Here is a 24993-nt window from a genome sequence, read left to right as displayed (position 1 = left end):
ACAATGCGTGTTGTCGTGCAAAGAAGCAGGGAAGCAAAAGTGACTGTTGCAGGAACGGTTGTCGGAAATATCCTATACGGCTTTGTCCTGCTTGTTGGTATAACCCACGAAGACGATGCAAGTGACGCTGCATATCTTGCAGATAAAATTGTGAATCTCCGCGTCTTTGAAGATGAAAACGGCAAAATGAATTTATCATTGCTTGATGTGGGCGGAGAGATTTTATCTATATCACAGTTCACCTTATACGGCGACTGCCGCAAAGGGCGGCGCCCTAATTTTATGGATGCCGCAAAGCCCGGACAGGCGGTCGAGATCTATGCCATTTTTAATCAGCTGCTCAGTGAAAAAGGCATTCACGTCGAAACAGGCCGGTTTGGCGAGATGATGAATGTTGAGCTGAACAACGATGGACCTGTAACATTAATCATCGACAGCAAAGAAGCAAAAAAACCGGAGAGACGCTAAAAGTCTTTCCGGTTTTTTACTGTTCTATTACTTGCTTTTAAAGCTTGTCCTATTTTTTGAAATAGCGGGTTAGGCCGTCAAAGACTCCCGAAGCAATCGATTCCTGATAGGTCCCGGATGTGATAAGTATTTCTTCAGCTGGGTTGCTAAGGTAACCAAGCTCCAGAAGAACTGCTGTCTGTTTATTTTCCCTTAAAACTAAATAATCGCCGTGGCGCACGCCGCGATCCTTGATTGTTGTCCGGCCTGCGGCAGCTGCATGAATGGAATCAGCTAAAGGTTTTTGATAGTCATGATAGTAAAAGCTGGTCATTCCTCTTACAGTCTGGTCGTCAATGCTGTCGTAGTGAATACTGATAAAGGCATCAGCACCCTCGGAATGCGCAAGTTTTACTCTTGCTTTTAACGATTTGTATGTATCGTTGCTGCGGGTAAGAATGACATTGGCACCCGCTGCTTTTAGCTTATCATATAACAGCTTTGCAGTTGTCAGGGTCAGTTCATTCTCGTTGGTTCCAGCTGCGCCGGTCGCGCCAAGATCCCTTCCGCCATGACCTGGGTCAATGATAATTGTTTTCCCTTTTATGTGCTTCTCGCCGCCAGCCTTCTCTATTTTCGGGGCCGGGCCGTTGACTGAAACAAGCCAGCCTGCGATAAAGCCGGTTGATCCGTTTGAAAGTTCGATTTCATACCAGTCATTTTTCATGCTGGCTACTTGAAAGGATGTTCCCTGGTCTGCCCGACTGATAACAGAGTGATCAACGCCCGGTTTACTGCGAATGTTCGTTCCATCATGTAAAATCGTAACCGCGCTGTTTTTAATCTCTTCTTTTGTCGCTTTGCTGCTCTTGCGCGCCGATTTACTCAGATACCAGCTTGCCACCCAGCCGGATGACCCTGATTCATATTCGATCTTTGTCCAATTATTTTTTTCTTCAAGGATTGGATATTCCTCACCTTTTGAAATAGAACTGATAACCTCAGCTTCAAATGTTCCTTCTGCACGGACTTGGAGGTTATCGGCGGTTGCTGTAGCAGTTACGCCGTTCGAGTCAGGCGCTGCTGATTTCTCCATGGCTTTTTTTGTCTTACTCCGGGAATTTGTTGCCACATACTCGCTGCTAACCCATCCAGTCTGTCCTGAGATGCTGATTTCCATCCAGCCGTCTTTTTCAGACACGATCTGAAATGTCTCGCCTTCCTCGAGTTTTTTAACCACACTGCTTTGCCGTGATGGCTGATCCCTGACATTTAACAAGTTCACGGTCGCCGTCCCGCTTTTTTTTCCGGATTTATTAGTCCGCTTCTTTTCTTGGTCCGGGGCGGCTGTTTCCGTCAAATATTCCTTTGAAATCCAGCCTTCTCCGTCCGGTGTTTTGATCTTTGTCCAATTGTCGTTCGTTTCAAGAATGTCTACCGTCTGGCCGTTGCTTAAAACCGCAACAACTTGAAACTCGGTGCCCGGCCCTTTTCTCATTCGCAAACCATCCGTTGTAACGCTTCCTGTGCCGCTTGTTGCAGCAACCCTTTCGGCAGAGTTTTTCAGATCAGAAGAAACATGCCAGTTCGCGACCCAACCGTTCCGGCCATTATCCAGCTTTATTTGAATCCAATCTCCGTCGACTTTTTTTACAGAATATTTTTCTCCGTTTTTCACTTTGCCGACGACCTTGGAGCTGAGTCCAGGACCCTCCCTGACATTCAGCGTGCTTGCCGTAATCGTGACGGAACTGCCGGATGCATCCGCGAGGCGCGGCTGCGATGTGCCGGTGATTAAAAGTATGCAAGTGAGGAAAAGGATTAATTTATTTTTTTTCAGACAGATTCCCCCCTTGATCAAATATATAAACTTATTTTAACGGACAAACAAAATAAATTCATTCCTTATTTGTTAATATCGTCCATAGTTCCTAAACTTTTAAAAAATCTCATTAAGTTTGAAAAATTTTAGCTGCCATGGGCAGAATAGACGATAGAGGAAAACAGATACAAGCGGTTTTCCGCTTGTCCCAAACAAAGGATGGTCAAAGATGAGATTTAGTGAAAAAGGGCTGTCGGCCCATTCGGGTGAGAACCAGCTGTTCGGTGTGGATTTTCATGATTTTATTGAGAAGGAGCAAAATACAAGTACTTTTGAACTCGCTTCTGAGTTCGGTTTAACGATCAGAGACGTCCGCAAGCTAAAGAAGCAAATGGAGAGGTCGTAATTGGCCCTTGACATTCAAAAGGATGCTCCGTATTATTATATAAATAAAAATGTCCTAAATTTCACTTAAACCGATGATGGAGAACAGTAGTTAAGAACTGCATGAAAAGAGAGGATTTGTCCCAGGCTGAAAGCAGATCCGCATGATCCCTTAATGAACGAACACTCCGTAGGCTTCACTTTGAAAAAGACTTGTTCTTTAGTAGGAGATGAACGTAAGCAGGCGTTAACTGTTAAAGAGGAAGTCTTTTTTCAGGCTTCAATTGGGGTGGCACCACGGGAATCTAAACTCTCGTCCCTTGTTTAGCAATAGACAAGGGACCGGGAGTTTTTTTGTTTTGCCATACATAACCAGTTTCAGGAGGAGGAAAAACCATGTCGATTCAAATCCCAAGAGGAACGCAAGACATCTTGCCCGGACAATCAGATATATGGCAGCTGATTGAACAAAAGGCGCGCGACCTCTGTAAAAAGTATCAATACCGCGAAATCAGAACGCCAATTTTTGAACATACTGAATTGTTCACAAGAAGTGTTGGTGATTCGACAGATATTGTCCAAAAGGAAATGTACACCTTCGAAGACCGGGGGGAACGGAGTCTGACGCTAAGGCCGGAAGGAACGGCTTCGGCTGTTCGTTCTTTTGTCGAAAATAAGATGTTTGGCCATGCAAACCAGCCGGTCAAGCTTTACTATATGGGTCCGATGTTCCGGTATGAACGGCCCCAGGCAGGCAGGTATCGCCAGTTTGTCCAGTTTGGAGTGGAGGCTCTCGGCAGTGCTGATCCAGCGATTGATGCTGAAGTAATCTCGCTCGCCGTCATGCTGTATCGGGAGCTTGGCCTCAAATCCCTGAAAGTTGTCATCAACAGCCTTGGTGACAAAGACAGCCGTAAAGCGCACAGAGATGCACTGGTTAACCACTTCCAGCCCCGGATCGGGGAATTTTGCGCAGACTGCCAAAACCGACTTCGGACAAATCCGTTGCGGATTCTCGATTGCAAGCAGGACCGCGACCACGAGCTGATGGAGACAGCCCCATCGATTCTTGATTTTTTAAATGAAGATTCCAGGGAATATTTTCTAAAGGTGCAAAAATACTTAACCGATCTTGGCATTTCATTTGAAGTCGATGCCAACCTAGTGCGCGGCCTTGATTACTATTATCATACTGCTTTTGAAATTATGAGCGAGGCAGAAGGGTTCGGCGCGATTACGACCCTTTGCGGCGGCGGCAGATACAACGGGCTCGTCCAGGAAATCGGCGGACCGGAGACACCAGGCATCGGTTTTGCGCTCAGCATCGAACGTTTGATTGCTGCACTTGAGGCTGAAAAGGTCGAATTGCCCATAGCTCAAGGCATTGATTGTTACCTTGTTTATCTCGGCGATGAAGCAAAAGATTACACGGTTGGCTTACTGCACGAATTGAGAGCGGCAGGGTTTTCTGCAGAACGCGACTATCTTGACCGGAAAATTAAAGGACAGTTTAAGGCGGCGGACCGAAGCCATGCAAAATTTGTGGCCGTCCTCGGCGATGATGAGTTGCAAACGAATAAAATTAATTTAAAGAATATGGAGACTGGGGAACAAACTGAGATCAGCCTTGATTCATTGATAGATAAATTGAAAGAGCTGTTGAACTAGAGGAGGATGAATATGTTTGGGAGAACCTATTTTTGCGGTGAAGTAACAGAGAAAGCTATTGGTGAAAAAGTAACGCTAAAAGGCTGGGTTCAAAAACGCCGCGATCTCGGCGGGCTGATCTTCATTGACCTTCGCGACAGAACAGGCATCGTCCAAGTCGTTTTTAACCCTGATGCTTCGAAGGATGCGCTTGCGGCAGCCGAAAAAATCCGTTCAGAATACGTGCTTGATGTTGAGGGAACGGTTGTTGCCAGAGAAGCAGGAACCATCAATGAGAATTTAAAAACAGGCAAAATCGAAATTCATGCAGAAAAAGTGTCGATTATCAATGAATCGAAAACACCTCCATTTCCGATTAGCGACAAGACAGATGTGGCGGAAGAAATCCGTTTAAAATACCGCTATTTGGATTTGCGCCGTCCTGTCATGGTTGAAACCTTTAAAATGCGCCACAAGGTTACAAAGGTGATGCGCGACTACCTTGATGGAGAAGGGTTTTTAGATATTGAAACGCCGATCTTAACGAAAAGCACACCAGAGGGAGCCCGCGATTACCTTGTTCCAAGCCGGGTTCATCCGGGTGAGTTTTATGCTCTGCCCCAATCTCCACAGCTTTTCAAGCAGCTCCTTATGGTCGGCGGAATTGAACGATATTATCAGATTGCCCGTTGCTTCCGTGATGAGGACTTGCGCGCTGACCGTCAGCCCGAATTCACCCAGCTCGATATTGAAACAAGCTTCATGAGTCAGGAAGACATCATTTCTTTGATGGAAACGATGATGGAGAAAATCATGAGCGAAGTGAAAGGAATGAATGTACAGCTGCCATTTCCGCGCATGACGTATGCAGAGGCGATGAGCCGCTATGGTTCAGACAAACCGGATACCCGCTTTGGAATGGAGCTGACTGACCTTTCCGAAGTTGTTAAAAATTCAGGTTTTAAAGTGTTTGCCGGCGCTGTTTCCGGCGGAGGGCAGGTTAAGGCTCTAAATGTTAAAGGAGCCGCTCCGCAATATTCAAGAAAGGATATTGACGCCCTAACCGAATTTGCTGCACGTTACGGGGCAAAAGGCCTTGCCTGGCTCAAGGCAGAAGAAGACGGCTTAAAAGGTCCAATCAGCAAATTTGTCTCGGATGAAGAACAGGCAGAGTTCAAGAAAATTTTGCAAGTAGAACCGGGCGACCTCATCCTGTTTGTTGCTGACAAGAAAAACGTTGTTGCCGACTCCCTCGGAGCGTTAAGATTGAAGCTTGGCAAAGACCTGGGTCTTATTGACCAGAGCCAGTTCAACTTCCTCTGGGTGACCGACTGGCCGCTGTTGGAGTATGATGAAGAAGAGGGCCGCTACTATGCGGCACATCATCCGTTCACGATGCCGGCAAGGGAAGATATGCACCTGCTCGAATCGGATCCTGCCAGGGTAAGGGCACAGGCCTATGACCTTGTTCTTAACGGTTTTGAGCTTGGCGGAGGCTCCCTCCGTATTTTTGAACGTGACATCCAGGAGAAAATGTTTTCAATTCTCGGCTTTACACCAGAGGAAGCGAACGAACAGTTCGGTTTCCTGCTGGAAGCCTTCGAATATGGGACACCGCCGCACGGGGGCATTGCACTTGGGCTTGACCGGCTTGTGATGCTGCTCGCCGGAAGATCAAATCTTCGTGATACGATTGCTTTCCCGAAAACGGCGAGTGCCAGCTGTCTATTGACGGACGCCCCGGGAGAGGTCGATCCTGCCCAGCTTAAAGAATTGCATTTGTCACTGAATGTTAAGAAAGATGAGTAATTACCTATAACCAGTTTCTTGAAAACGGCTTGCGAATATGGTAAGATACAATCAATAGAAAAAGAGTCCTGATGTGTTCGTTGTAATTCCTGAAGTTTTGACCGAACATTTTTAACTTCGGGAGTCTGCGTTTCCACTCTGCGTAAATGCCTATCCAAGGACTTACAAAAGTTTGGAACAGGACACCCACCTGCGAGAGCGGGTTCAAAACGAAGGCATCAATTAAAGTCAACGGCACGATTGGGACTCTTTCAGTACATACGGCTTTAAACCTCATGCGGTCTTCGTATGGGGTTTTCTTATTGATAATCGCGGAAACCACTTGTTTTTGCCGGTAAGTATGATATATTCATTATCGGGTAATACATAAAGGAGTAAATTTCACAATGTAACAAGCTAAACCGAAAAACGAATGAAGTTGTCTAAATTAACAGGAGTATGCCGTAGGAAACGAATAATACTGTCTTAATTATAAATAACCGTTCGTTTCTCAGTTAAAGACTGCTTTTATGAAATTCACTCAAAGAAATGCTTTATGAAATTTATACAATTTAAGAGAATAACGGAGTTGAAATAGATGTTACACCAATTTTCGCGCAATGAGCTCGCGATCGGTAAACAAGGGCTCGAAAAGATGAAGAATGCAACTGTCGCCGTGCTTGGCATTGGCGGGGTCGGTTCTTTTTCAGCAGAGGCTCTGGCAAGATCAGGCGTCGGCAGGCTGGTATTGATAGACAAAGATGATGTTGATATTACGAACGTGAACCGGCAAATTATTGCCTTGCTGTCGACAGTGGGCAGGCCCAAGGTGGAGATCATGAAAGAGCGGATTGAGGATATAAATCCTGACTGTGAAGTGATTGCTTTAAAAATGTTTTACACGGAAGAAACTTATGAAGAGATCTTTAGCTATAATCTTGATTATGTCGTTGATGCTTCCGATACCATTTCCTATAAAATTCATTTAATCAAAGAATGCTTAAAGCGCAATATTCCGATGATCTCCAGCATGGGAGCGGCCAACAAAATGGATCCGACCCGCTTTCAAATTGCCGATATTTCAAAAACGCATACAGACCCGATTGCAAAAGTAATCCGGACAACATTGCGGAAAGAGGGCATTCGCACAGGAGTCCCGGTTGTGTTTTCCGATGAAAGCCCAATTGTGATTCGTGAGGACGTCAGAAAAGAAGTCGGCAATGACAAAGCGCCAATTCGCAAAGCAAAGATGCCGCCATCATCCAATGCGTTTGTTCCATCCGTTGCCGGCCTGATCATGGCCAGTCATGTCGTGAAAGAATTGCTGCACGGAGTTAAAATCCATCGCGTCAGGAGCGAACAGTAGGCTGGATTTAGGAGTTCAATATGAAAGATAAAAACCAGACAAAAACGCCTCGCGTTTTTTGTCTGGTTTTGTTTTTATCTGACTTTCAGTTTCTCATAAACTGCAGCAAGTGCCTGCTCAAATTTCCCCGTCTTCTTCGGATGGTAATACTCTTTATTCTTGATTCGATCCGGTAAGTACTGCTGTTTCACCCATCCGTTCTCGTAATCGTGTGGATATAAATAGCCGATTCCTCTGCCAAGCTCTTTTGCACCTTTATAATGGGCATCCCTTAAATGGTCAGGAATTTCGCCGCTATTGCCTGCGCGGATATCAGCAAGCGCAGCGTCAAGGGCTGTGTAGGCAGCGTTGGATTTGGGCGATAGGCAAAGCTCAATCACGGCATTGGCAAGCGGAATCCGGGCTTCAGGAAAGCCGAGCCGTTCTGCAGTTTCGACCGCTGCTAATGTTCGTGCTCCTGCCTGGGGATTGGCCAGGCCGATATCTTCGTACGCAATCACGAGCAGCCGCCGGCTCAAGGAGACAAGATCACCGGCTTCAATTAATCGGCCTAAATAGTGGAGCGCAGCATTGACATCACTTCCCCTGATTGATTTCTGAAATGCCGAAATCACATCATAATGGCCGTCCCCGTCTTTATCATAAGTTAAACTTTTTCTCTGGATGCACTCTTCAGCAGTGTCTATTCCAATTGTAATAATACCTTCATTATTTTTTTCACTGGAGAGAACAGCAAGCTCCAGCGCATTTAAAGCACTTCTGACATCACCATTTGAGGCGGTTGCAAGATGCATAAGGGCATCTTCGGAAATGTTGACTGTATATCCGCCAAGCCCCCGTTCCTCATCCTCCAGGGCCCGCATCAACGCAGCTTTAATTTCATTTACCTCTAACGGCTTTAATTCGAAAATTTGCGTCCGGCTCCTGATTGCCGGATTGATGGCATGATACGGGTTGCTTGTCGTTGCCCCGATTAAGGTTATCATTCCATTTTCGAGGTAAGGAAGAAGAAAATCCTGTTTCCCTTTATCCAAGCGATGAACCTCGTCGAGCAAGAGGATCACTTTTCCTGACATTTTTGCTTCAGCCGCAACAATTCCAAGGTCTTTCTTATTATTGGTAACAGCGTTTAAGGTTCGAAACGCATATTTTGTACTTCCGGCGATGGCGCTTGCAATCGAGGTTTTGCCAATGCCTGGCGGGCCGTATAGGATCATCGAAGACAATTGCTTTGCCTTCACCATTCTGGCAATAATCTTGCCGGGACCGACTAAATGCTCCTGGCCGATGATTTCTTCTATTGTACGCGGCCGCATCCGAAAAGCGAGCGGTTTTTGACTCATATTCATCTCTCCAATATAAATCGATGATAAATAACTGAATGTTTTTTTAAATGTAACATACGAACTTCTTAACTGGAATGCATTTGCCTGTGTAATTGTGCTATAATATCTAATGCCTACCTGGCTACTATGAATTTAAAGCAAGTTTAAAAAAGCATACACGATAGACAGAATAAACGGGCGGGGAGTCTTGAACAGAAATGATCAGAAAAAGAAAGGGGCAGGTTGGTCCGAGGTTTTTTATTTATGTGACAGGTTTGTTAATCATGTCATTCGGGATCGTCCTGATGATTAAAGGGGATCTCGGGGCGACACCCTGGGATGTTCTCCATGTTGGTTTGTTTTACCGCGTCGGGCTGACAATCGGAAGCTGGTCGATTATTGTCGGCTTTATTATTTTAACAGTTGCAGCACTTATTTCAAAAGAAATCCCTCAGTTTGGCGCTTTTTTGAATATGGTGCTCGTCGGTGTTTTTATTGATTTATATTTATTGCTGCCTTTTCTGAACACGCCATCCTCACTTTTTGGAAAGGGAATTATGCTCCTTGCGGGGATCGTTTTAATGGGGTATGGTATGGGCCTGTACATATCTGCGCAGTTTGGAGCAGGACCCCGCGACAGCTTGATGATTGCGGTCACCTCAAAAACAGGCTGGAAGGTGCGCAATGTCCGGGCAGGAATGGAATTCTTGGTGTTGTTTATTGGCTGGCAGCTTGGCGGACCGATTTTCTGGGGAACAATCCTGTTCAGCCTGACAATTGGGCCGGTAGTTGGATACGCTTTGCCGCAAACCCAGGCATTAACAGATTATTGGCTCGCTCATTTAAAAAATAAACACAGTATTTCGATCGATACAAGTGAAGAGACGAAGCGGGGTGTTGGGATATGAAAATTTCTACAAAAGGGCGTTACGGCTTAACGATCATGATTGAGCTCGCCAAAAAGCATGGTGAAGGACCGATATCACTTAAATCGATTGCGCAAACGAATGGTTTATCCGAGCATTATTTGGAGCAACTGATCGCGCCACTGCGCAATGCAGGCCTCGTGAAGAGCATCCGCGGTGCTTACGGGGGCTATATTCTTGGCGATTTGCCTTCGAAAATCACATCTGGCGATATTATTCGCGTCCTTGAAGGGCCAATCAGCCCGGTCGAGGGAATCGAAGATGAAGAACCGGCGAAGCGCGAATTATGGATGAGAATCCGCGATGCTGTAAAGGAAGTCCTTGATAGCACAACATTGGAAGACTTATCAAATTACACGGATAATGGTGATTCAGATTCTTATATGTTTTATATATAATCAGCAACCAATGGGGTAGCCTAAAGCCTGACAATAAAGCAATTTGTTTTTAAAAAAAGAAGGTGAAAATATTGGAACGCATTTACTTGGATCATGCTGCAACAGCCCCGATGCATCCAAACGTCATCCAAAAAATGGTTGAGACGATGGAATCCCAGTTCGGCAATCCGTCAAGCATCCATTCGTTTGGAAGAGAAGCACGGCATCTTGTTGATGATGCCCGCGAGGTGCTGGCGAGAAGCATTGGTGCGAAGCCCAATGAAATTGTTTTTACCGGCGGCGGCACCGAAGCGGATAATTTAGCAGTGATCGGCGGGGCAGAAGCCAATAAGCATAACGGAAAGCATATCATAACAACGGCCGTTGAGCATCATGCTGTCCTGCATGCCTGCCGGCAATTGGAGAGGCTCGGCTTTGATGTGACTTATTTGCCGGTCGATGAGACCGGAAGCATTTCTATTGCTGAGTTTAAGCAAGCTTTAAGGGACGACACAATTTTAGTTTCGATCATGTATGGCAATAATGAGGTTGGAGTGATTGAGCCGATCAAAGAGGTTGGCGAACTGCTTAAAAACCACCAAGCTTTGTTTCATACGGATGCTGTCCAGGCATATGGCGTTGAAACGCTTGATGTGAACGAACTTTCAGTTGATTTGCTGTCCGTTTCAGCACATAAAATCAACGGCCCAAAAGGGATTGGCTTTTTATACAGCCGCGAAGGAGTCAAGCTGTCTCCTCGGACATTCGGAGGAGAGCAGGAAAGAAAACGGCGCGCCGGAACTGAAAATGTGGCAGCAATTGCCGGCTTTCGTGAGGCTGTGATTATTTCGCAAACGGAGCTGGAAGAAAGACGAAGCCGTTATCGTTCCTTTAAAAAGCTGTTTGTCGATCGCCTTGAAAAAGAAGGAGTAAAGTTTTTCATAAACAGTTCGCTTGATAATTCGTTGCCCCATGTTTTAAACTTAAGCTTTCCGGGGACGGATGTTGAAGCAATGCTTGTGAATCTTGACCTTGCCGGAATCGCGGCATCAAGCGGATCGGCATGCACAGCAGGCTCGATTGATCCCTCGCATGTTCTTGTGGCTATGTTCGGCAAAGACTCAGACCGGACTAAAAACTCGATTCGTTACAGCTTCGGTTTGAACAATACAGCGGAACAAGTGGAAAAAGCAGCAAGTGAAACAGCTAAAATTGTTAAGCGGCTAACCGCTTGAAGATAGACAGCATAAAAGAAGCGGAGTGAATAATATGACTAAACTCCCAGAAAACACGAGAGTGGTCGTTGGAATGTCAGGTGGGGTAGACTCGTCGGTGGCTGCCCTTTTGCTCAAGCAGCAAGGCTATGATGTGATCGGCATTTTTATGAAAAACTGGGACGATACGGATGAAAATGGCGTTTGTACTGCGACTGAGGATTATAATGATGTCATTCGCGTCTGCAATCAAATCGGCATTCCCTACTATGCGGTTAATTTTGAAAAGCAATATTGGGAAAAAGTCTTTACTTATTTCCTTGAAGAATATAAAGCAGGCAGAACTCCAAATCCGGATGTGATGTGCAACAAGGAAATTAAATTTAAAGCGTTTCTTGAGCATGCTGTAAAGCTTGGAGCCGATTATTTAGCAACAGGCCATTATGCACAGGTGGAGTTCCGTGACGGCGAGTACAAAATGCTGCGCGGCCTGGATGAGAATAAAGACCAGACCTATTTTCTGAATCAGTTGACCCAGTCCCAGCTTGAAAAAGTCATGTTTCCAATTGGCGGCTTGGAAAAGTCGGAAGTTAGGGAAATTGCTCTTAAAGCCGGTCTTGCAACTGCAACGAAAAAAGACAGCACAGGCATTTGCTTTATCGGTGAAAGAAACTTTAAGGAGTTCCTTGGCAATTACCTTCCAGCCCAGCCCGGAAATATGGAAACTTTTGATGGTGAAGTTATGGGCAAGCATGACGGGTTGATGTATTATACAATCGGTCAGCGTCACGGTCTCGGGATCGGCGGTTCTGGTGATCCATGGTTTGTGGTCGGCAAGGACCTGGAGAGAAATGTGCTTTATGTCGGCCAGGGATTCGAGAATGAAAAGCTGTATTCCGACTCAATCACAGCGGTTAATGTCAGCTGGGTATCCGGCAAGCCGAAACCGGTGGAGTTCGAATGCACAGCGAAATTCCGCTACCGCCAGCCTGATAACAAAGTAACTGTGCAACTGCTTGAAGATGGCAAGGCGAAAGTTGTCTTCCATGAACCGATAAGGGCGGTTACTCCCGGACAAGCGGTTGTGTTTTATCAAGGGGATGAATGCCTCGGAGGCGGAACAATTGACGAGATATATATGGATGGAGAGCAGCTTACGTATGTAGGCTAATGTATGAATGTAACCCTTGATTCCTGCCAAGCCGGAATCGGGGTTTTTTTCCGCCAAAACGGGGATGGATACAAATAAATATTCCCAATTGTGCTATACTTTCATTGAGAACGGAGCGTGCGCGATCATGGATAAAAACCAATTAGGTATTCAATATATGAAAGAAGGAAATTGGGAGGAAGCGGCCAAACTTTTTTCAGCAGCGATAGAGGAAAATCCTCACGATCCCGTTGCTTATATTAATTTTGGTAATGTTCTTGCCGCGGTTGGCGAAACGGACAGGGCCCTTAAGTTTTATGAAAAGGCAATTGCTCTGGATGAAGCTGCTGCTGCTGCGTATTACAGCGCCGGGAATTTATATTTTGAAAACGAGCAGTTTGCAGAAGCAAAAAACATGTTTGAAAAAGCGATGAAAAACGGTCTCGATTCAGCCGATAATTTCTTTATGCTCGGGATGTCGTTCGTGCAGCTCGAGCAGCCTCGTTTTGCGCTTCCATACCTGCAAAGAAGTACGGAGTTAAATGACGAAGATCCAGAAGCAAGATTTCAATACGGCCTATGCCTGGCCCAGCAGGATTTACTTGATGAAGCGATCACGCAATTTGAAAAATGTATTGAAATAGATGCTGAGCATGCGGATGCTTTTTATAACCTTGGAGTCGCTTTTGGCTTTAAGGAACAGCCGGGAAAGGCGCTGGCTATGTTTGAAAAAGCGCTCGATATTCAACCGGACCATTTACTCGCCGGCTATGGCAAAAAGCTGCTTGAAAATGGCGACGAAACGATTTAAAAATTTGACGAAAAGGAGGGAAACCCGGTGGATAAGCAAAATTCGCTAGAATTATTTTCAGAGCAAGGGAAGTTTGTCAGAGGAAAACATTTAGTGACGATTTTTCATAATGAACAAAATTTGTATACGGTGCTTCGCATCCGTATTGAAGAAACGAATGAAGAATACGAGGATAAAGAAGCGGTTATCACCGGGTACTTCCCGAGAATTCACGAACAGGAATCATATGTTTTTTTCGGCGAGTTTAAGGATCATCCTAAATTTGGCTTACAGTACCAGGTTAGCCATTTCCGCAAGGACCTTCCACAATCAAAACAAGGTGTAATCAATTATTTGTCCGGGGAGCTTTTTAAAGGGATCGGGAAAAAAACAGCCGAGAAGATCGTTGACACATTGGGAGAAAATGCGATCTCCCGTATTTTGAGCCAACCATCGATTCTCGATACGATTCCCAAGCTTCCGCCTGATAAAGCGAAACAGCTGTATGATACGCTGATGGAGCATCAGGGGCTTGAACAAATCATGGTTGCCTTGAATGAATATGGGTTTGGTCCGCAGCTATCGATGAAAATTTATCAAGCCTATAAAGAGAATACGATTGAGATTCTCCAATCGAATCCGTATAAGCTTGTTGAGGATGTGGAGGGAATCGGCTTCGGAAGGGCTGATGAACTCGGCTATCAGCTCGGGATCAGGGGCAGCCATCCTGATCGGATCAAAGCGGCCTGCCTCTATTGCCTCGAACTGGAGAGCATGCAGGCCGGCCATGTTTTTGCAAATGCCGCGGATGTGCTCGAGTCTGTCAAAAAGCTGCTTGAAGACAACCAGCACGAGGAAATCGAGTTTCAACACATTTCAAACGAACTGGTCAAGCTGGAACAGGAAGGAAAGCTGGTCGTTGAAGAAAAGCGCCTTTACTTGCCTTCTTTATTTTTCTCGGAAAAAGGAGTCGTAACCAATATTAAGCGGCTGCTTAGCCAGACGGAATATAAGGACCAGTTTCCCGAGTCGGAATTTTTGCTGGCGCTTGGCAGCCTTGAAGAGCGGCTCGGTGTCCAGTATGCGCCATCCCAGAAAGAAGCGATTCAAACGGCACTGATGTCACCAATGCTTATTCTGACTGGCGGTCCCGGCACCGGCAAGACCACCGTGATTAAAGGGATTGTCGAGCTTTATGCCGAACTGCACGGCTGTTCATTGGACCCGAAAGATTATAAAAAAGAAGAGCCGTTTCCGTTTTTACTGGCTGCCCCGACAGGAAGGGCAGCGAAGCGGATGACGGAGTCAACGGGCCTGCCTGCAGTGACGATCCACCGGCTGCTTGGCTGGAATGGTACAGAGGGTTTTGACCATCATGAGGATAACCCGCTCGAAGGCAAAATCTTGATCGTAGACGAAACGTCTATGGTTGATATTTGGCTGGCAAACCAGCTTTTCAAAGCATTGCCCGCCAATATTCAAGTTATTCTTGTTGGTGACGAGGACCAGCTTCCATCTGTCGGACCCGGCCAGGTTTTAAAGGATTTGCTCCAGTCTGAATGCGTTCCCACTGTCCTGCTTAGCGATATTTACCGACAGGCTGAGGGGTCGAGCATCATTGAGCTTGCCCACTCGATAAAAAATGGCCAGCTTCCGCAAAATATTTCCGTACAGCAGCCTGACCGCTCGTTCATTAAATGCTCGCCGGCACAAGTTGCCGATGTCATTGAAAAAGTCGCATTCAATGCAAAAAAGAAAGGCTATTCGGCCAAAGATATTCAGGTTCTGGCTCCTATGTACAGGGGACCGGCCGGAATTGACAGGTTGAACGTGATGCTTCAGGAGATTTTTAATCCGAACCCTGATGGGACGAGAAAAGAGATTTCGTTCGGGGACGTAAAATACCGGATTGGAGATAAGGTACTCCAGCTTGTCAATCAGCCGGAAAGCCATGTTTATAACGGGGATATTGGCGAAATTGTCTCTATTTTTTACGCGCGGGAAAACACGGAAAAGCAGGATATGGTGATCGTTTCATTTGATGGAGTCGAAGCCACATATACAAGGCAGGATTTAAATCAGATCACCCATGCCTATTGCTGTTCAGTCCATAAATCCCAGGGAAGCGAATTCCCGATTGTGATTTTGCCTGTCGTGAAAAGTTATTACCGAATGCTGCGCCGAAACCTGATCTACACCGGGATTACAAGAAGCAAGCAATTTTTAATTTTGTGCGGCGAGCCCGACGCTTTGCGGATCGGAGTTGAAAGAGCCGACGATCAGGCCCGGAACACAACGCTTTCGGCAAAGCTCCGCGCCTCTATTCGGGGCGGTTACGAGCAGGAAGTGGCTCCATCTTCCGAAAAGGAAATCTCATATGAAGAGCAATTAATGAATGCAGACCCAATGATCGGGATGGAGAATACTACTCCCTATGATTTTCTTGAAAACCTGCAGTGAGAAAAGAGACCGGCAATGGTTCATCCTTCCGGTCCCTTCATATAAGCATTAACTGCTGTAACGGCGCTCATGTTCATCGAAAAGATCATCAAGAGAGCTTAATGTTCCGTCTTCCTCAACCTGATGCGTATTGATGATTCCTTGAGATAAAGTAAGCTCAATAAAACAACTCCAACAATAATATTGGTTGATGCCAATTTTTCCGATATCTTTGCTTTGGCAATTAGGGCATTTCAGCATGGGATTACACCTCACGTTTTTACGTTAACAATGATGGCGTCATTCCCGATTGCTGGCGGTTCAGCCGTTTTAACGACCCGTCTCCCCTCCGTAATATCAGAAAAGAAACCATCTGTTAATTCATACCCTATGATCGTTCCCACTTCTTCCATAAAATATACATCCTGAAGAAGGCCAAGCTTTTCTCCTTCTGTAGTGATCAACATTTTGCCTGACAGATTTTGCTGGTGCTCAATCGTATAATCAGGAGGATTTTTGACGGGTTCCAAAACATCAACACTGTCTACAATGATCCCATCCCAGCCAAATGAAGCAACATTTTCCACTTTGATAATATATGATTTGCGGAACAATGCCCCTTTCCGCAACAGCAATCCCAGTACCCGCCCGTTTGCGGTAATACTAAGATCACAAACCTCGCCAATTTTATTCCCGCTTTTCAGTTCATACACGGGCAGTCCTTTTAATAGTGAGAATGTCCGCAAAGGAATCTCCCGCCTTTCTTGGCCTGTTTATTTTTTGTTGTTCTTTTGAAAAAAATAACGGAAAACCGCTTCCAGCCATGGTGAAAATTTCATTGCAATGTCGTGAAACAGGCAGCCTCATGTATATTTCCAAGTATTCCTCCAACAATAATTGCAAAGGAGGCTGGTAATTTTGGAAATAAGGATGAAATGGTATTACCGGCTCGGCTTCATGCTGCTACTATTTATTGTGTTGTTTACTTTTTTAAAACTGCAGCAAATTTGGCTGCCGATATTAGAAGTGATCATGACCGTGTTGCTGCCTTTTCTGATTTCGGCTTTTATTACTTATCTTCTTCACCCGGTTGTTGAAAAATTGCACGAAGCTGGTTTGCACAGGGGCCTCGCTGTATTTATTATTTATTTTCTGTTTTTTGGGGGGCTGGGCTGGGCCTTTTACAAAGGGATTCCTGCTTTTATTGTCCAGTTGAAGGATCTTTCGGAACATGCCCCGGAGTTTGCAAACCAATACCGCAGCTGGATTGATACGATTCAAAGCCGGACGTCGGCATGGCCTGACGGGGTCCAGGACCGGATCGATGAAAATATTGCATCGGCGGAAAAAGCATTGGACCGGATGCTGGCCCGGATCATCGACGCGCTTGTTGCTGTTATTAATTCACTGTTGATTGTCGCAATTATTCCGTTTATCGCCTTTTACATGCTTAAGGATCATCTCTTAATCAAAAAGGCTGCATGGTACTTAACGCCGCGAACATGGCGAAAGCATGCAGAATTGTTTCTAAGGGATGTCGATAAATCGTTGGGAGGTTATATCAGGGGCCAGCTGTTTGTCTGTTTTATTATGGCGGCGCTGTCGACATTGCTGTTTTGGATGATCGGGATGAGGTATCCACTTTTGCTCGGGCTAATTGTTGGAGTGACCAACATCATTCCTTATTTTGGCCCTTTTATTGGGGTCATTCCAGCCGCGGTTCTGGCGGCAACGATTTCGTTAAAAATGGTTGTATTGTCGATCATTATTGTTTTCTCACTGCAGTTTTTAGAAGGGAATATCCTCTCGCCATTAATCATTGGCAAAAGCCTTCATATGCATCCGCTGTTTATTATGCTCGCGTTGCTGGCCGGGGGAGAAGTGGGCGGAGTCACGGGGTTGATACTGGCTGTCCCGGTTATGGCAGTCGCAAAAGTGGCGATCGTCCACGCAAAAGACCATTTCAGCAGAAATAAACAACTCGTCCGCGGCGGTGATTGACAGTTTGACAAACGATTCACCGCTTTTATATAATGCGGGTATAAGAATAATAGCAAACATGTTGAAGGATCGAGTATGCTGAATAGCCATTTAAGCGCTCCCGAGCGTAAGAGAAGAATTCCCCCGGGCTGAAAGGAATTCTAAATGAAAGCAGCAGAACGCTAATCCGGAATGCAGCTAACCACTGCCGTTTAACCGCGTTATGGTGATTGAGAGGTGGATGCATCAATGCGTCCATTATCAGGGTGGTACCGCGAGTTAGCTCTCGTCCCTGTAAGGGGATGAGGGCTTTTTGTGTTTTCTTTTTCAACGTGGGTAAACACATTCGTTAAATATTTTATAAGGAGGGCATAGTAATGAAGCAGTTAACAGGATCACAAATTCGCCGGATGTTTCTTGAATTTTTTAAAGAAAAAGGGCATGCGGTTGAACCAAGCGCTCCGCTTGTTCCGCACGATGATCCTTCATTGCTGTGGATCAACAGCGGTGTGGCAACATTAAAAAAATACTTTGATGGACGGGTCGTACCTGAAAATCCGCGCATCACCAATGCACAGAAGTCGATTCGCACGAACGATATTGAGAACGTCGGAAAGACAGCAAGACATCATACATTTTTTGAGATGCTGGGGAACTTTTCAATTGGCGACTATTTTAAAGAGGAAGCCATTGTATGGGCCTGGGAATTTCTTACCGACCGAAAATGGATAGGATTTAAGCCGGAGCTATTGTCTGTGACGATACATCCCGAGGATGACGAAGCTTATGAAATTTGGAACAAGAAAATCGGGCTTCCTGAGGAACGAATTATTCGGTTAGAAGGGAATTTTTGGGATATTGGTGAAGGGCCGAGTGGTCCGAACACGGAAATTTTCTATGACCGGGGTCCAAAGTACGGCAATGATCCAGAAGATGCGGAGCTATATCCGGGCGGCGAAAATGACCGTTATCTCGAGGTATGGAATCTCGTTTTTTCAGAATTCAATCATAACCCTGACGGTACTTATACACCGCTTCCAAAGAAAAACATTGATACGGGGATGGGGCTTGAGCGGATGGCATCGGTCGTCCAGGATGTGCCGACCAACTTTGACACGGATCTTTTCGTGCCGATTATTAAAGTGACAGAACAAATCTCTGGTGAAAAATACGGCAGTAATCAGGAGAAGGATACAGCGTTCAAAGTGATTGCCGATCATATTCGAACGGTCGCCTTTGCCGTAGGCGACGGCGCACTGCCGTCCAACGAAGGCAGGGGCTATGTTCTGCGCCGCCTGCTGAGACGGGCCGTGCGCTATGCCAAGCTCATAAACATTGACAAGCCATTTATGTTTGAGCTTGTTCCGGTTGTCAGCGAAATCATGGCCGATTTTTATTCGGATGTCCAGCAAAAAACCGAGTTTATTCAAAAGGTCATTAAAAACGAAGAAGAACGGTTCCATGAAACGCTGCATGAGGGCTTGGCGATTTTAGAGAGTGTTATCAACAAAGAAACGGAACTAGGCAGCCGAATTATTCAGGGCGCTGATGTGTTCCGTCTTTACGACACTTATGGCTTCCCTGTCGAATTAACAGAGGAATACGCGGAAGAGGCCGGGCTGACTATCGATCACGAAGGCTTTGAAAAAGAAATGGCAAACCAGCGGGATCGGGCCCGGTCTGCCCGGCACGATGTTGGATCGATGCAGGTTCAAGGCGGCATTCTCGGGGAAATCAAAGACGACAGCAAGTTTGTCGGCTATGATCAGCTTGAAACAAAAGCGAATGTCGTTACGATTGTAAAAGATGGGGAACTCGCCGATGCAGCCACTGTTGGCGATGAAGTCCAGCTCATCCTTGATCAGACGCCGTTTTATGCTGAGAGCGGCGGGCAGATTGCTGATATAGGGACTCTTTCTGCCACAGGGCTTTTAGTTCATGTGCTTGATGTTCAAAAGGCTCCAAATGGACAAAATCTTCATCGTGCGGTGATTAAAGAAGGCAAGCTCCAAAAAGGCCAACAAGTAGCAGCTGTTGTGAATAAGGCGAACCGTGCAAAAGTAATTAAAAATCATACTGCGACGCATCTATTGCACCAAGCTTTGAAAGATGTTTTAGGAGCCCATGTAAACCAGGCCGGCTCCCTCGTCGGACCTGACCGGCTTCGCTTTGACTTTTCCCACTTTGGACATGTTAGTACTGAAGAGCTTGAAAAGATTGAAAGCATTGTGAATGATAAGATTTGGCGCGGCATCGGTGTAAACATCGATTACAAGCCGATTGATGAGGCAAAGGCAATGGGGGCAATGGCCCTGTTCGGAGAAAAATACGGCAAGATTGTCAGGGTGGTCCAGGTTGGCGATTACAGCCTTGAGCTTTGCGGCGGCTGCCATGTTCCAAACACTTCCGTTATTGGCTTGTTCAAAATTTTATCGGAAAGCGGCATTGGCGCAGGTACAAGACGAATTGAAGCAGTGACCGGTGAGGCGGCCTACCAAGTATTAAACGAACAAGTCTCGGTATTAAAAGAAGCGGCAGCAAAGCTGAAAACCAATCCGAAAGAGGTTTCAGCTCGAATCGATTCATTGCTTGCGGAGATCAAACAGCTCCAGCGTGAAAACGAATCGCTTGCTGGGAAGCTTGGAAATATTGAAGCAGGGAGCCTTGTCTCGAAAGCGCGTGAGGCGAACGGAATTACCTACCTGGCTGCAAAAGTTCAAGCAGCCGATATGAACAACCTTCGCAATATGGCAGACGATTTGAAAAACAAACTTGGCTCAGCCGTGATTGTTCTCGGCAGCGTCCATGAAGACAAAGTGAACATCATTGCCGGTGTCACTAAAGACTTGATTGAAAAAGGATACCACGCCGGCAAACTCGTTAAAGAAGTGGCAACGCGGTGCGGCGGCGGGGGCGGCGGACGGCCTGACATGGCACAGGCAGGCGGTAAAGACCCGAATAAACTTGATGCTGCCCTTGAATTTGTCGAGGAATGGGTAAAATCAATTTGATATCGGGCCAAACTAGTGTAAAATGTAGGTAATTAATGATTGATAGCGTATTATCGCAAAGCGAGGTGCAAAATATGAGCTCTTTTGATAAAACGATGAGATTTAACTTTCCTGAAGAGCCTTTTGAACATGACGTAAACGATGTTCTTTTTCAAGTGTATGAGGCCTTGCAGGAAAAAGGCTACAACCCGATTAATCAAATCGTTGGTTACCTGCTGTCAGGAGATCCTGCTTACATCCCGCGCCATAGAGATGCACGCAATATTATCCGCAAGCTTGAACGGGACGAAATCATCGAAGAATTGGTAAAATCATATTTAAAGCAGCAGCGAGAGGGATAGCGTATGCGGACACTGGGATTGGACGTCGGCTCGAAAACAGTCGGGGTTGCGGTCAGCGATGAATTAGGCTGGACTGCTCAGGGGTTGGAAACAATCCGGATAAATGAAGAAGAAAAAGAGTTTGGTTTCGAGCAAATTGGTAAAATAATAAAAGAGTATGAAGTTGGCGAAGTGGTGGTCGGTTTGCCGAAGAATATGAATGGAACAATCGGACCACGCGGCGAAGCAAGCCGATTTTATGCAAGTGAACTCGAAAAAAGGTTTGGCCTCCCTGTTGTGCTCTGGGATGAACGACTGACTACAGTTGCCGCTGAACGGATTCTGCTCGAAGCGGATGTCAGCCGGAAAAAGCGCAGTAAAGTGATCGACAAAATGGCTGCCGGCATGATTCTGCAGGGATATCTGGACAGCAAAAATTAATGAGGTGAAAAGAAATGGACCACGGAGAAAATCATATTACAGTAGTGGATGAAGAAGGAAATGAACAGCTTTGCGAAGTGTTGTTTACATTCGACTCTGAAGAGTTCGGCAAATCATATGTTCTTTACTACCCAGTCGGCGCCGATGAGGACGATGAAGAAGATATTGAAATTCACGCTTCCGCATTCATGCCAACCGAAGAGAATGAGGAAGGCGAACTGATGCCGATTGAAACGGACGAGGAATGGGATATGATTGAAGAAATGCTCAACACGTTTCTTGAAAATCAAGACGAAGAAGAATAAGCGAGAACAGGCTGGTCCTCCAAGGGCCAGCCTGCTTTTTATTTTGATCCCGGCTGGTAAAAGTTGTTTTGAACAAACTGTTTAAAATAAATATTGTCGTAACGATGCTGACGTGTGAAATTTTTGCAATATTTTGCGACGAAAAAAAGAAAATATAGTATAATGATGCGAGATGTACGAAAAGGGTTACATACGATAGTTGTGTCATTTCGGCCCTTTGCCTTGGAGGGGATTACGATGTCAACAGAAGAACAGAACAGCAAAAAAGAACTGATTCGCCAAAAAAAGCTTGAACACCAGTCAGAAGCTAAAGTTGTTCGCAAAATTGTCTTTATCATTGCGATTGTGCTTTTTCTGCTAATCGGTGGATTGACAGCAGGAGGCTATTTTTATATTCAATCAGCGCTAAAGCCTGTAGACCCAGGCAATGAAACGAAAAAACCGGTTGAGATTCCGATCGGTTCATCCGTGAGCGGCATTGCTGAAATATTAGAATCGAGCGGTGTCATCAAAGATGCGCGCGTATTCAAATATTATGTAAAATTGAAAAATGAATCCGGATTTATGGCCGGTAACTATAATATGAACCCGTCGATGACAATTCCCGAGATTATCGAAAGTTTAAAAACAGGCCGGGTATTGCAGGATGAAGTATTTAGAATGACGATCCCGGAAGGAAAGCAGCTGTCGGAGATTGCGGGGATTATCGCTGAAAAAACAAACAGCGAGCAAGCAGACGTGTTCAATCAGCTTAACGATCGGGCATTCATTGATGGATTGCGGACCAAATATCCGGAAGTGCTGACAGAAGAAATTTTTAATGCAAATGTTAAACACCCATTAGAAGGGTATCTGTTCCCGGCAACTTATCCATTCTATACTGAACAGCCTACATTGGAAGAAATTGTATCGGTTATGCTCGATAAAACAAACGCTGTTCTGGCTGAATACTCGGAACAGATGGAAGAGCAGGCTTTTACTGCTCATAAGCTATTAACAATGGCTTCATTAATTGAAGAGGAAGCAACCGAGCAGGCGGACCGTTATCAAATTGCCAGTGTCTTTTACAACCGGATTGACACAGGCATGCCTTTACAGACAGATCCTACCGTCCTGTACGCCCATGGCGAACATAAAGGCAGGGTCTTGTATGAAGATCTTGAAATTGATTCTCCTTACAACACCTACCAGAATCAAGGACTGCCGCCAGGACCAATCGCCAATGCAGGCGTGATGTCGATTGAAGCTGCAATAAACCCAAAGGAAACCAACTATCTTTATTTCCTGGCAACTTCAAAAGGTGATGTCCTGTTTTCAGAAACCCTTGATGAACATAATCAGAAAAAAGCTGAACACATCACAAATAATTAGTGAAAAGGGGAATGCAGAAAAATTAGCATTCCCCGTTTATTTTATGATAAAATAGATCAGGTGTTTTAACAGACCTGATAGCGTCCAAGGATACCGGCTTTACAGCTGAGTTGATAAATGAATCGGCCAGTGTCTTCATTTATCCTGTGCACGCTATTTTTTCATGTCTAAAATGTGAAAAAACGTAAGGATGGATAAAACGGCGGCTGGGATTAGCGCCGAAACAAGATCCAGAACCGTGAGGTGAGATGGCTTTGTTGAATGAAGAGCTGCAAGCATATTTAGACGAATTAATTCCAGAGCGTCCAGAGCTGATAATGGAAATTGAAAGGTACGCCGCACTTTATCATGTTCCGATTATGGAAAATAGCGGCATGGAAGTGCTGCTGCAGCTGCTCAGAATTCATCGGCCTGATTCAATTCTTGAAATCGGAGCGGCGATCGGCTATTCCGCTTTACGGATGTCGCTGGCGCTCCCTTCTGCTAAAATCGTCACGGTTGAAAGAGATGAGGAGAGAGCGGCGATCGCCCTCGAGAACTTTAAAAAAGCGGGTAACAGCATGATCACGTTGGTAAAAGGAGATGCTCTTCAGGTTGATGTCGAGGTTGCATCCCATGCGCCATTTGATGCGATCTTCATTGATGCCGCCAAAGGGCAGTACCGCCGATTTTTTGAGTTATATTCCGCCTTCCTCAAAGCAGGAGGGTTAATGATAACAGATAACGTCTTGTTTAAAGGACTTGTATCAGCAGAGCAGATTGATCATAAGCGCACGCGGAGCTTAGTAAACAAGATAAAAGATTTTAATAGCTGGCTTGTAAACCATCCTGATTATGACACCGTTATCCTCCCTGTTGGGGATGGAATTGCCGTCAGCAAAAAGAGGTGAAAGCAATGAAAAAACCAGAATTATTAGTTACACCTGTCAGTGTCGGGGATATTGTTCCTTTATCTATTGCCGGTGCGGACGCTTTCGTGATCGGGGAACAGCGCTATGGCCTGCGCCTAGCCGGTGAATTTGACCGGGATGCGATCGTAAAGGCGGTCGATCTTGCCCACTCTCACAATAAAAAAGTATACATAGAGATGAATGCGATCTTTCATAATGAGAAAGTGGACGAGCTTGAGGACTATATTCACTTTTTGAAAGAGGCAAAAGCAGATGCGGTTATTTTTGGCGATCCTGCTGTGTTAATGGCGGCGCGCCTTGCAGCTCCCGAGATGAAGCTGCACTGGAATACAGAAACAACGGCAACAAATTGGTATACTTGCAACTACTGGGGCCGAAAAGGTGCGAAGCGGGCCGTATTAGCAAGGGAGATAAACATCGATGCGATTGTCGAGATGAAAGAGCATGCTGAAGTTGAACTCGAGGTCCAGGTCCATGGAATGACGGCAATGTTCCAATCGAAGCGCTCCCTGCTTGGAAACTATTTTGAATATCAAGGAAAGGCGATGGAAGTGGAGAATCGCCAACAGGCAGGGGATATGTTCCTCCATGATAAAGAGCGGGACAACAAATATCCGATTTTTGAAGACGAAAATGGCACCCATATCATGAGCCCTAATGATATTTGCATGATCGATGAGCTTCAGGAAATGGTTGAAGCGGGCATCGACTCTTTTAAAATTGACGGGATCTTAAAGTGCCCTGAATATATTCTTGAAGTTACGAAGCTTTATCGAAAAGCGATTGATCTATGTGTCGAAAATCCGGATCAATACGATGAGGAAAAGCACAGTCTTTTTGCAAACATAGAAGAATTGCAGCCTGAAAACCGCCCGCTTGATACAGGATTTTTCTTTAAAGAGACGGTCTATTGACCGAAATGCGGAAGCGCCTTGGTCAGCCCTGACAGGCGTTGGAGGACCTGACACTGAAGTCGTTC

The 24993-nt window shown here is 45.6% G+C and carries 23 protein-coding genes, 1 other RNA gene and 1 other annotated feature; of the genes, 20 read left to right on the top strand and 4 right to left on the bottom strand.

The window, feature by feature from the left end:
• Nucleotides 1-3: 3 nt before the first annotated feature.
• Nucleotides 4-468 (top strand): D-aminoacyl-tRNA deacylase, encoded by a 465-nt coding sequence (gene dtd, locus CVD23_RS17795; protein WP_101579660.1) that lies wholly within the window; start codon nt 4-6, stop codon nt 466-468.
• A 49-nt stretch (nt 469-517) separates the two neighbouring features.
• Here the strand turns inward: dtd and CVD23_RS17790 are convergent, their stop codons facing one another.
• A complete protein-coding gene (locus tag CVD23_RS17790; RefSeq protein ID WP_101579661.1) occupies nt 518-2308 on the bottom strand; it encodes an SH3 domain-containing protein in 1791 nt (596 codons plus the stop codon).
• 190 nt (nt 2309-2498) lie between these two features.
• Here CVD23_RS17790 and CVD23_RS22070 point away from each other — a divergent pair, with 190 nt between their 5' ends.
• From CVD23_RS22070 to CVD23_RS17770, 5 genes are all read left to right on the top strand, one after another.
• Nucleotides 2499-2675: a hypothetical protein gene (locus tag CVD23_RS22070; protein WP_180955712.1), complete on the top strand. Its 177-nt coding sequence runs from the start codon at nt 2499-2501 to the stop codon at nt 2673-2675.
• Between the two features lie 64 nt (nt 2676-2739).
• Nucleotides 2740-2977 (top strand) — a binding site (T-box leader).
• 72 nt (nt 2978-3049) lie between these two features.
• Entirely contained in the window at nt 3050-4321 is a 1272-nt protein-coding gene (gene hisS, locus CVD23_RS17785) for a histidine--tRNA ligase (protein WP_101579662.1), read from the top strand.
• A 12-nt stretch (nt 4322-4333) separates the two neighbouring features.
• Nucleotides 4334-6109, top strand: coding sequence for an aspartate--tRNA ligase (aspS, locus tag CVD23_RS17780; RefSeq protein ID WP_101579663.1), 1776 nt, complete (start codon nt 4334-4336; stop codon nt 6107-6109).
• 62 nt (nt 6110-6171) lie between these two features.
• A non-coding RNA gene (gene ssrS / locus CVD23_RS17775) (6S RNA) lies at nt 6172-6360 on the top strand.
• Nucleotides 6361-6686: 326 nt separating this feature from the next.
• Nucleotides 6687-7454, top strand: coding sequence for a tRNA threonylcarbamoyladenosine dehydratase (locus CVD23_RS17770; RefSeq protein WP_101579664.1), 768 nt, complete (start codon nt 6687-6689; stop codon nt 7452-7454).
• A gap of 74 nt (nt 7455-7528) precedes the next feature.
• Here CVD23_RS17770 and CVD23_RS17765 read toward each other — a convergent pair whose 3' ends face one another.
• Complete coding sequence (locus CVD23_RS17765; protein ID WP_101666729.1) at nt 7529-8797, bottom strand: replication-associated recombination protein A; 1269 nt, start codon at nt 8795-8797, stop codon at nt 7529-7531.
• Nucleotides 8798-8997: 200 nt separating this feature from the next.
• Here CVD23_RS17765 and CVD23_RS17760 point away from each other — a divergent pair, with 200 nt between their 5' ends.
• From CVD23_RS17760 to recD2, 6 genes are all read left to right on the top strand, one after another.
• Nucleotides 8998-9687, top strand: a complete 690-nt coding sequence (locus CVD23_RS17760) for a YczE/YyaS/YitT family protein (protein ID WP_101666728.1) — start codon at nt 8998-9000, stop codon at nt 9685-9687.
• Nucleotides 9684-10103 (top strand): cysteine metabolism transcriptional regulator CymR, encoded by a 420-nt coding sequence (gene cymR, locus CVD23_RS17755; protein ID WP_101579197.1) that lies wholly within the window; start codon nt 9684-9686, stop codon nt 10101-10103. Before CVD23_RS17760 ends, cymR begins: the two co-directional genes overlap by 4 nt.
• 71 nt (nt 10104-10174) lie before the next feature.
• The gene (locus tag CVD23_RS17750; protein ID WP_101579198.1) at nt 10175-11317 is read left to right on the top strand and encodes a cysteine desulfurase family protein; all 1143 of its coding nucleotides are present in this window, start codon (nt 10175-10177) and stop codon (nt 11315-11317) included.
• 34 nt (nt 11318-11351) lie between these two features.
• On the top strand, nt 11352-12467 hold the full coding sequence (mnmA, locus tag CVD23_RS17745) for a tRNA 2-thiouridine(34) synthase MnmA (RefSeq protein WP_101579199.1): 1116 nt from the start codon (nt 11352-11354) through the stop codon (nt 12465-12467).
• A gap of 127 nt (nt 12468-12594) precedes the next feature.
• On the top strand, nt 12595-13257 hold the full coding sequence (locus CVD23_RS17740) for a tetratricopeptide repeat protein (protein WP_101666734.1): 663 nt from the start codon (nt 12595-12597) through the stop codon (nt 13255-13257).
• Between the two features lie 27 nt (nt 13258-13284).
• Complete coding sequence (gene recD2, locus CVD23_RS17735) at nt 13285-15696, top strand: SF1B family DNA helicase RecD2 (protein ID WP_101579200.1); 2412 nt, start codon at nt 13285-13287, stop codon at nt 15694-15696.
• Nucleotides 15697-15744: 48 nt separating this feature from the next.
• On the opposite strand, the gene CVD23_RS17730 is transcribed toward recD2, so the two are convergent.
• Nucleotides 15745-15936 carry a hypothetical protein gene (locus CVD23_RS17730; protein WP_101579201.1) on the bottom strand — a complete coding sequence of 64 codons (192 nt, stop codon included), beginning with the start codon at nt 15934-15936 and terminating at the stop codon, nt 15745-15747.
• Between the two features lie 11 nt (nt 15937-15947).
• Complete coding sequence (locus CVD23_RS17725) at nt 15948-16421, bottom strand: PRC-barrel domain-containing protein (RefSeq protein WP_101666727.1); 474 nt, start codon at nt 16419-16421, stop codon at nt 15948-15950.
• Between the two features lie 172 nt (nt 16422-16593).
• Here CVD23_RS17725 and CVD23_RS17720 point away from each other — a divergent pair, with 172 nt between their 5' ends.
• From CVD23_RS17720 to CVD23_RS17685, 8 genes are all read left to right on the top strand, one after another.
• A complete protein-coding gene (locus tag CVD23_RS17720) occupies nt 16594-17676 on the top strand; it encodes an AI-2E family transporter (RefSeq protein WP_101579203.1) in 1083 nt (360 codons plus the stop codon).
• Between the two features lie 356 nt (nt 17677-18032).
• Entirely contained in the window at nt 18033-20666 is a 2634-nt protein-coding gene (gene alaS, locus CVD23_RS17715) for an alanine--tRNA ligase (protein WP_101666726.1), read from the top strand.
• A 74-nt stretch (nt 20667-20740) separates the two neighbouring features.
• Nucleotides 20741-21007: an IreB family regulatory phosphoprotein gene (locus CVD23_RS17710; RefSeq protein WP_101579205.1), complete on the top strand. Its 267-nt coding sequence runs from the start codon at nt 20741-20743 to the stop codon at nt 21005-21007.
• Nucleotides 21008-21010: 3 nt separating this feature from the next.
• A complete protein-coding gene (ruvX, locus tag CVD23_RS17705) occupies nt 21011-21427 on the top strand; it encodes a Holliday junction resolvase RuvX (protein ID WP_101579206.1) in 417 nt (138 codons plus the stop codon).
• Between the two features lie 14 nt (nt 21428-21441).
• A complete protein-coding gene (locus tag CVD23_RS17700) occupies nt 21442-21732 on the top strand; it encodes a DUF1292 domain-containing protein (protein ID WP_101579207.1) in 291 nt (96 codons plus the stop codon).
• A 237-nt stretch (nt 21733-21969) separates the two neighbouring features.
• Nucleotides 21970-23103, top strand: coding sequence for an endolytic transglycosylase MltG (gene mltG / locus CVD23_RS17695; protein WP_101666725.1), 1134 nt, complete (start codon nt 21970-21972; stop codon nt 23101-23103).
• Between the two features lie 254 nt (nt 23104-23357).
• On the top strand, nt 23358-23993 hold the full coding sequence (locus CVD23_RS17690; protein ID WP_101666724.1) for an O-methyltransferase: 636 nt from the start codon (nt 23358-23360) through the stop codon (nt 23991-23993).
• A 5-nt stretch (nt 23994-23998) separates the two neighbouring features.
• A complete protein-coding gene (locus CVD23_RS17685) occupies nt 23999-24928 on the top strand; it encodes a peptidase U32 family protein (protein ID WP_101666723.1) in 930 nt (309 codons plus the stop codon).
• Nucleotides 24929-24993 lie beyond the last annotated feature (65 nt).

It is taken from the genome of Bacillus sp. V33-4 (assembly GCF_002860225.1).
Taxonomy (GTDB): Bacteria; Bacillota; Bacilli; order Bacillales; family Cytobacillaceae; genus Bacillus_BJ; species Bacillus_BJ canaveralius.
This window is presented reverse-complemented; position numbering and strand designations above follow the sequence as displayed.

Coding starts and splice junctions, on each gene's coding strand:
- hisS (WP_101579662.1), top strand. CDS start 3,050: ATGTCGATTCAAATCCCAAGAGGAACGCAAGACATCTTGCCCGGACAA.
- CVD23_RS17700 (WP_101579207.1), top strand. CDS start 21,442: ATGGACCACGGAGAAAATCATATTACAGTAGTGGATGAAGAAGGAAAT.
- CVD23_RS17685 (WP_101666723.1), top strand. CDS start 23,999: ATGAAAAAACCAGAATTATTAGTTACACCTGTCAGTGTCGGGGATATT.
- aspS (WP_101579663.1), top strand. CDS start 4,334: ATGTTTGGGAGAACCTATTTTTGCGGTGAAGTAACAGAGAAAGCTATT.
- dtd (WP_101579660.1), top strand. CDS start 4: ATGCGTGTTGTCGTGCAAAGAAGCAGGGAAGCAAAAGTGACTGTTGCA.
- mltG (WP_101666725.1), top strand. CDS start 21,970: ATGTCAACAGAAGAACAGAACAGCAAAAAAGAACTGATTCGCCAAAAA.
- cymR (WP_101579197.1), top strand. CDS start 9,684: ATGAAAATTTCTACAAAAGGGCGTTACGGCTTAACGATCATGATTGAG.
- CVD23_RS22070 (WP_180955712.1), top strand. CDS start 2,499: ATGAGATTTAGTGAAAAAGGGCTGTCGGCCCATTCGGGTGAGAACCAG.
- ruvX (WP_101579206.1), top strand. CDS start 21,011: ATGCGGACACTGGGATTGGACGTCGGCTCGAAAACAGTCGGGGTTGCG.
- mnmA (WP_101579199.1), top strand. CDS start 11,352: ATGACTAAACTCCCAGAAAACACGAGAGTGGTCGTTGGAATGTCAGGT.
- CVD23_RS17730 (WP_101579201.1), bottom strand. CDS start 15,936: ATGCTGAAATGCCCTAATTGCCAAAGCAAAGATATCGGAAAAATTGGC.
- alaS (WP_101666726.1), top strand. CDS start 18,033: ATGAAGCAGTTAACAGGATCACAAATTCGCCGGATGTTTCTTGAATTT.
- CVD23_RS17760 (WP_101666728.1), top strand. CDS start 8,998: ATGATCAGAAAAAGAAAGGGGCAGGTTGGTCCGAGGTTTTTTATTTAT.
- CVD23_RS17765 (WP_101666729.1), bottom strand. CDS start 8,797: ATGAGTCAAAAACCGCTCGCTTTTCGGATGCGGCCGCGTACAATAGAA.
- CVD23_RS17740 (WP_101666734.1), top strand. CDS start 12,595: ATGGATAAAAACCAATTAGGTATTCAATATATGAAAGAAGGAAATTGG.
- CVD23_RS17710 (WP_101579205.1), top strand. CDS start 20,741: ATGAGCTCTTTTGATAAAACGATGAGATTTAACTTTCCTGAAGAGCCT.
- CVD23_RS17770 (WP_101579664.1), top strand. CDS start 6,687: ATGTTACACCAATTTTCGCGCAATGAGCTCGCGATCGGTAAACAAGGG.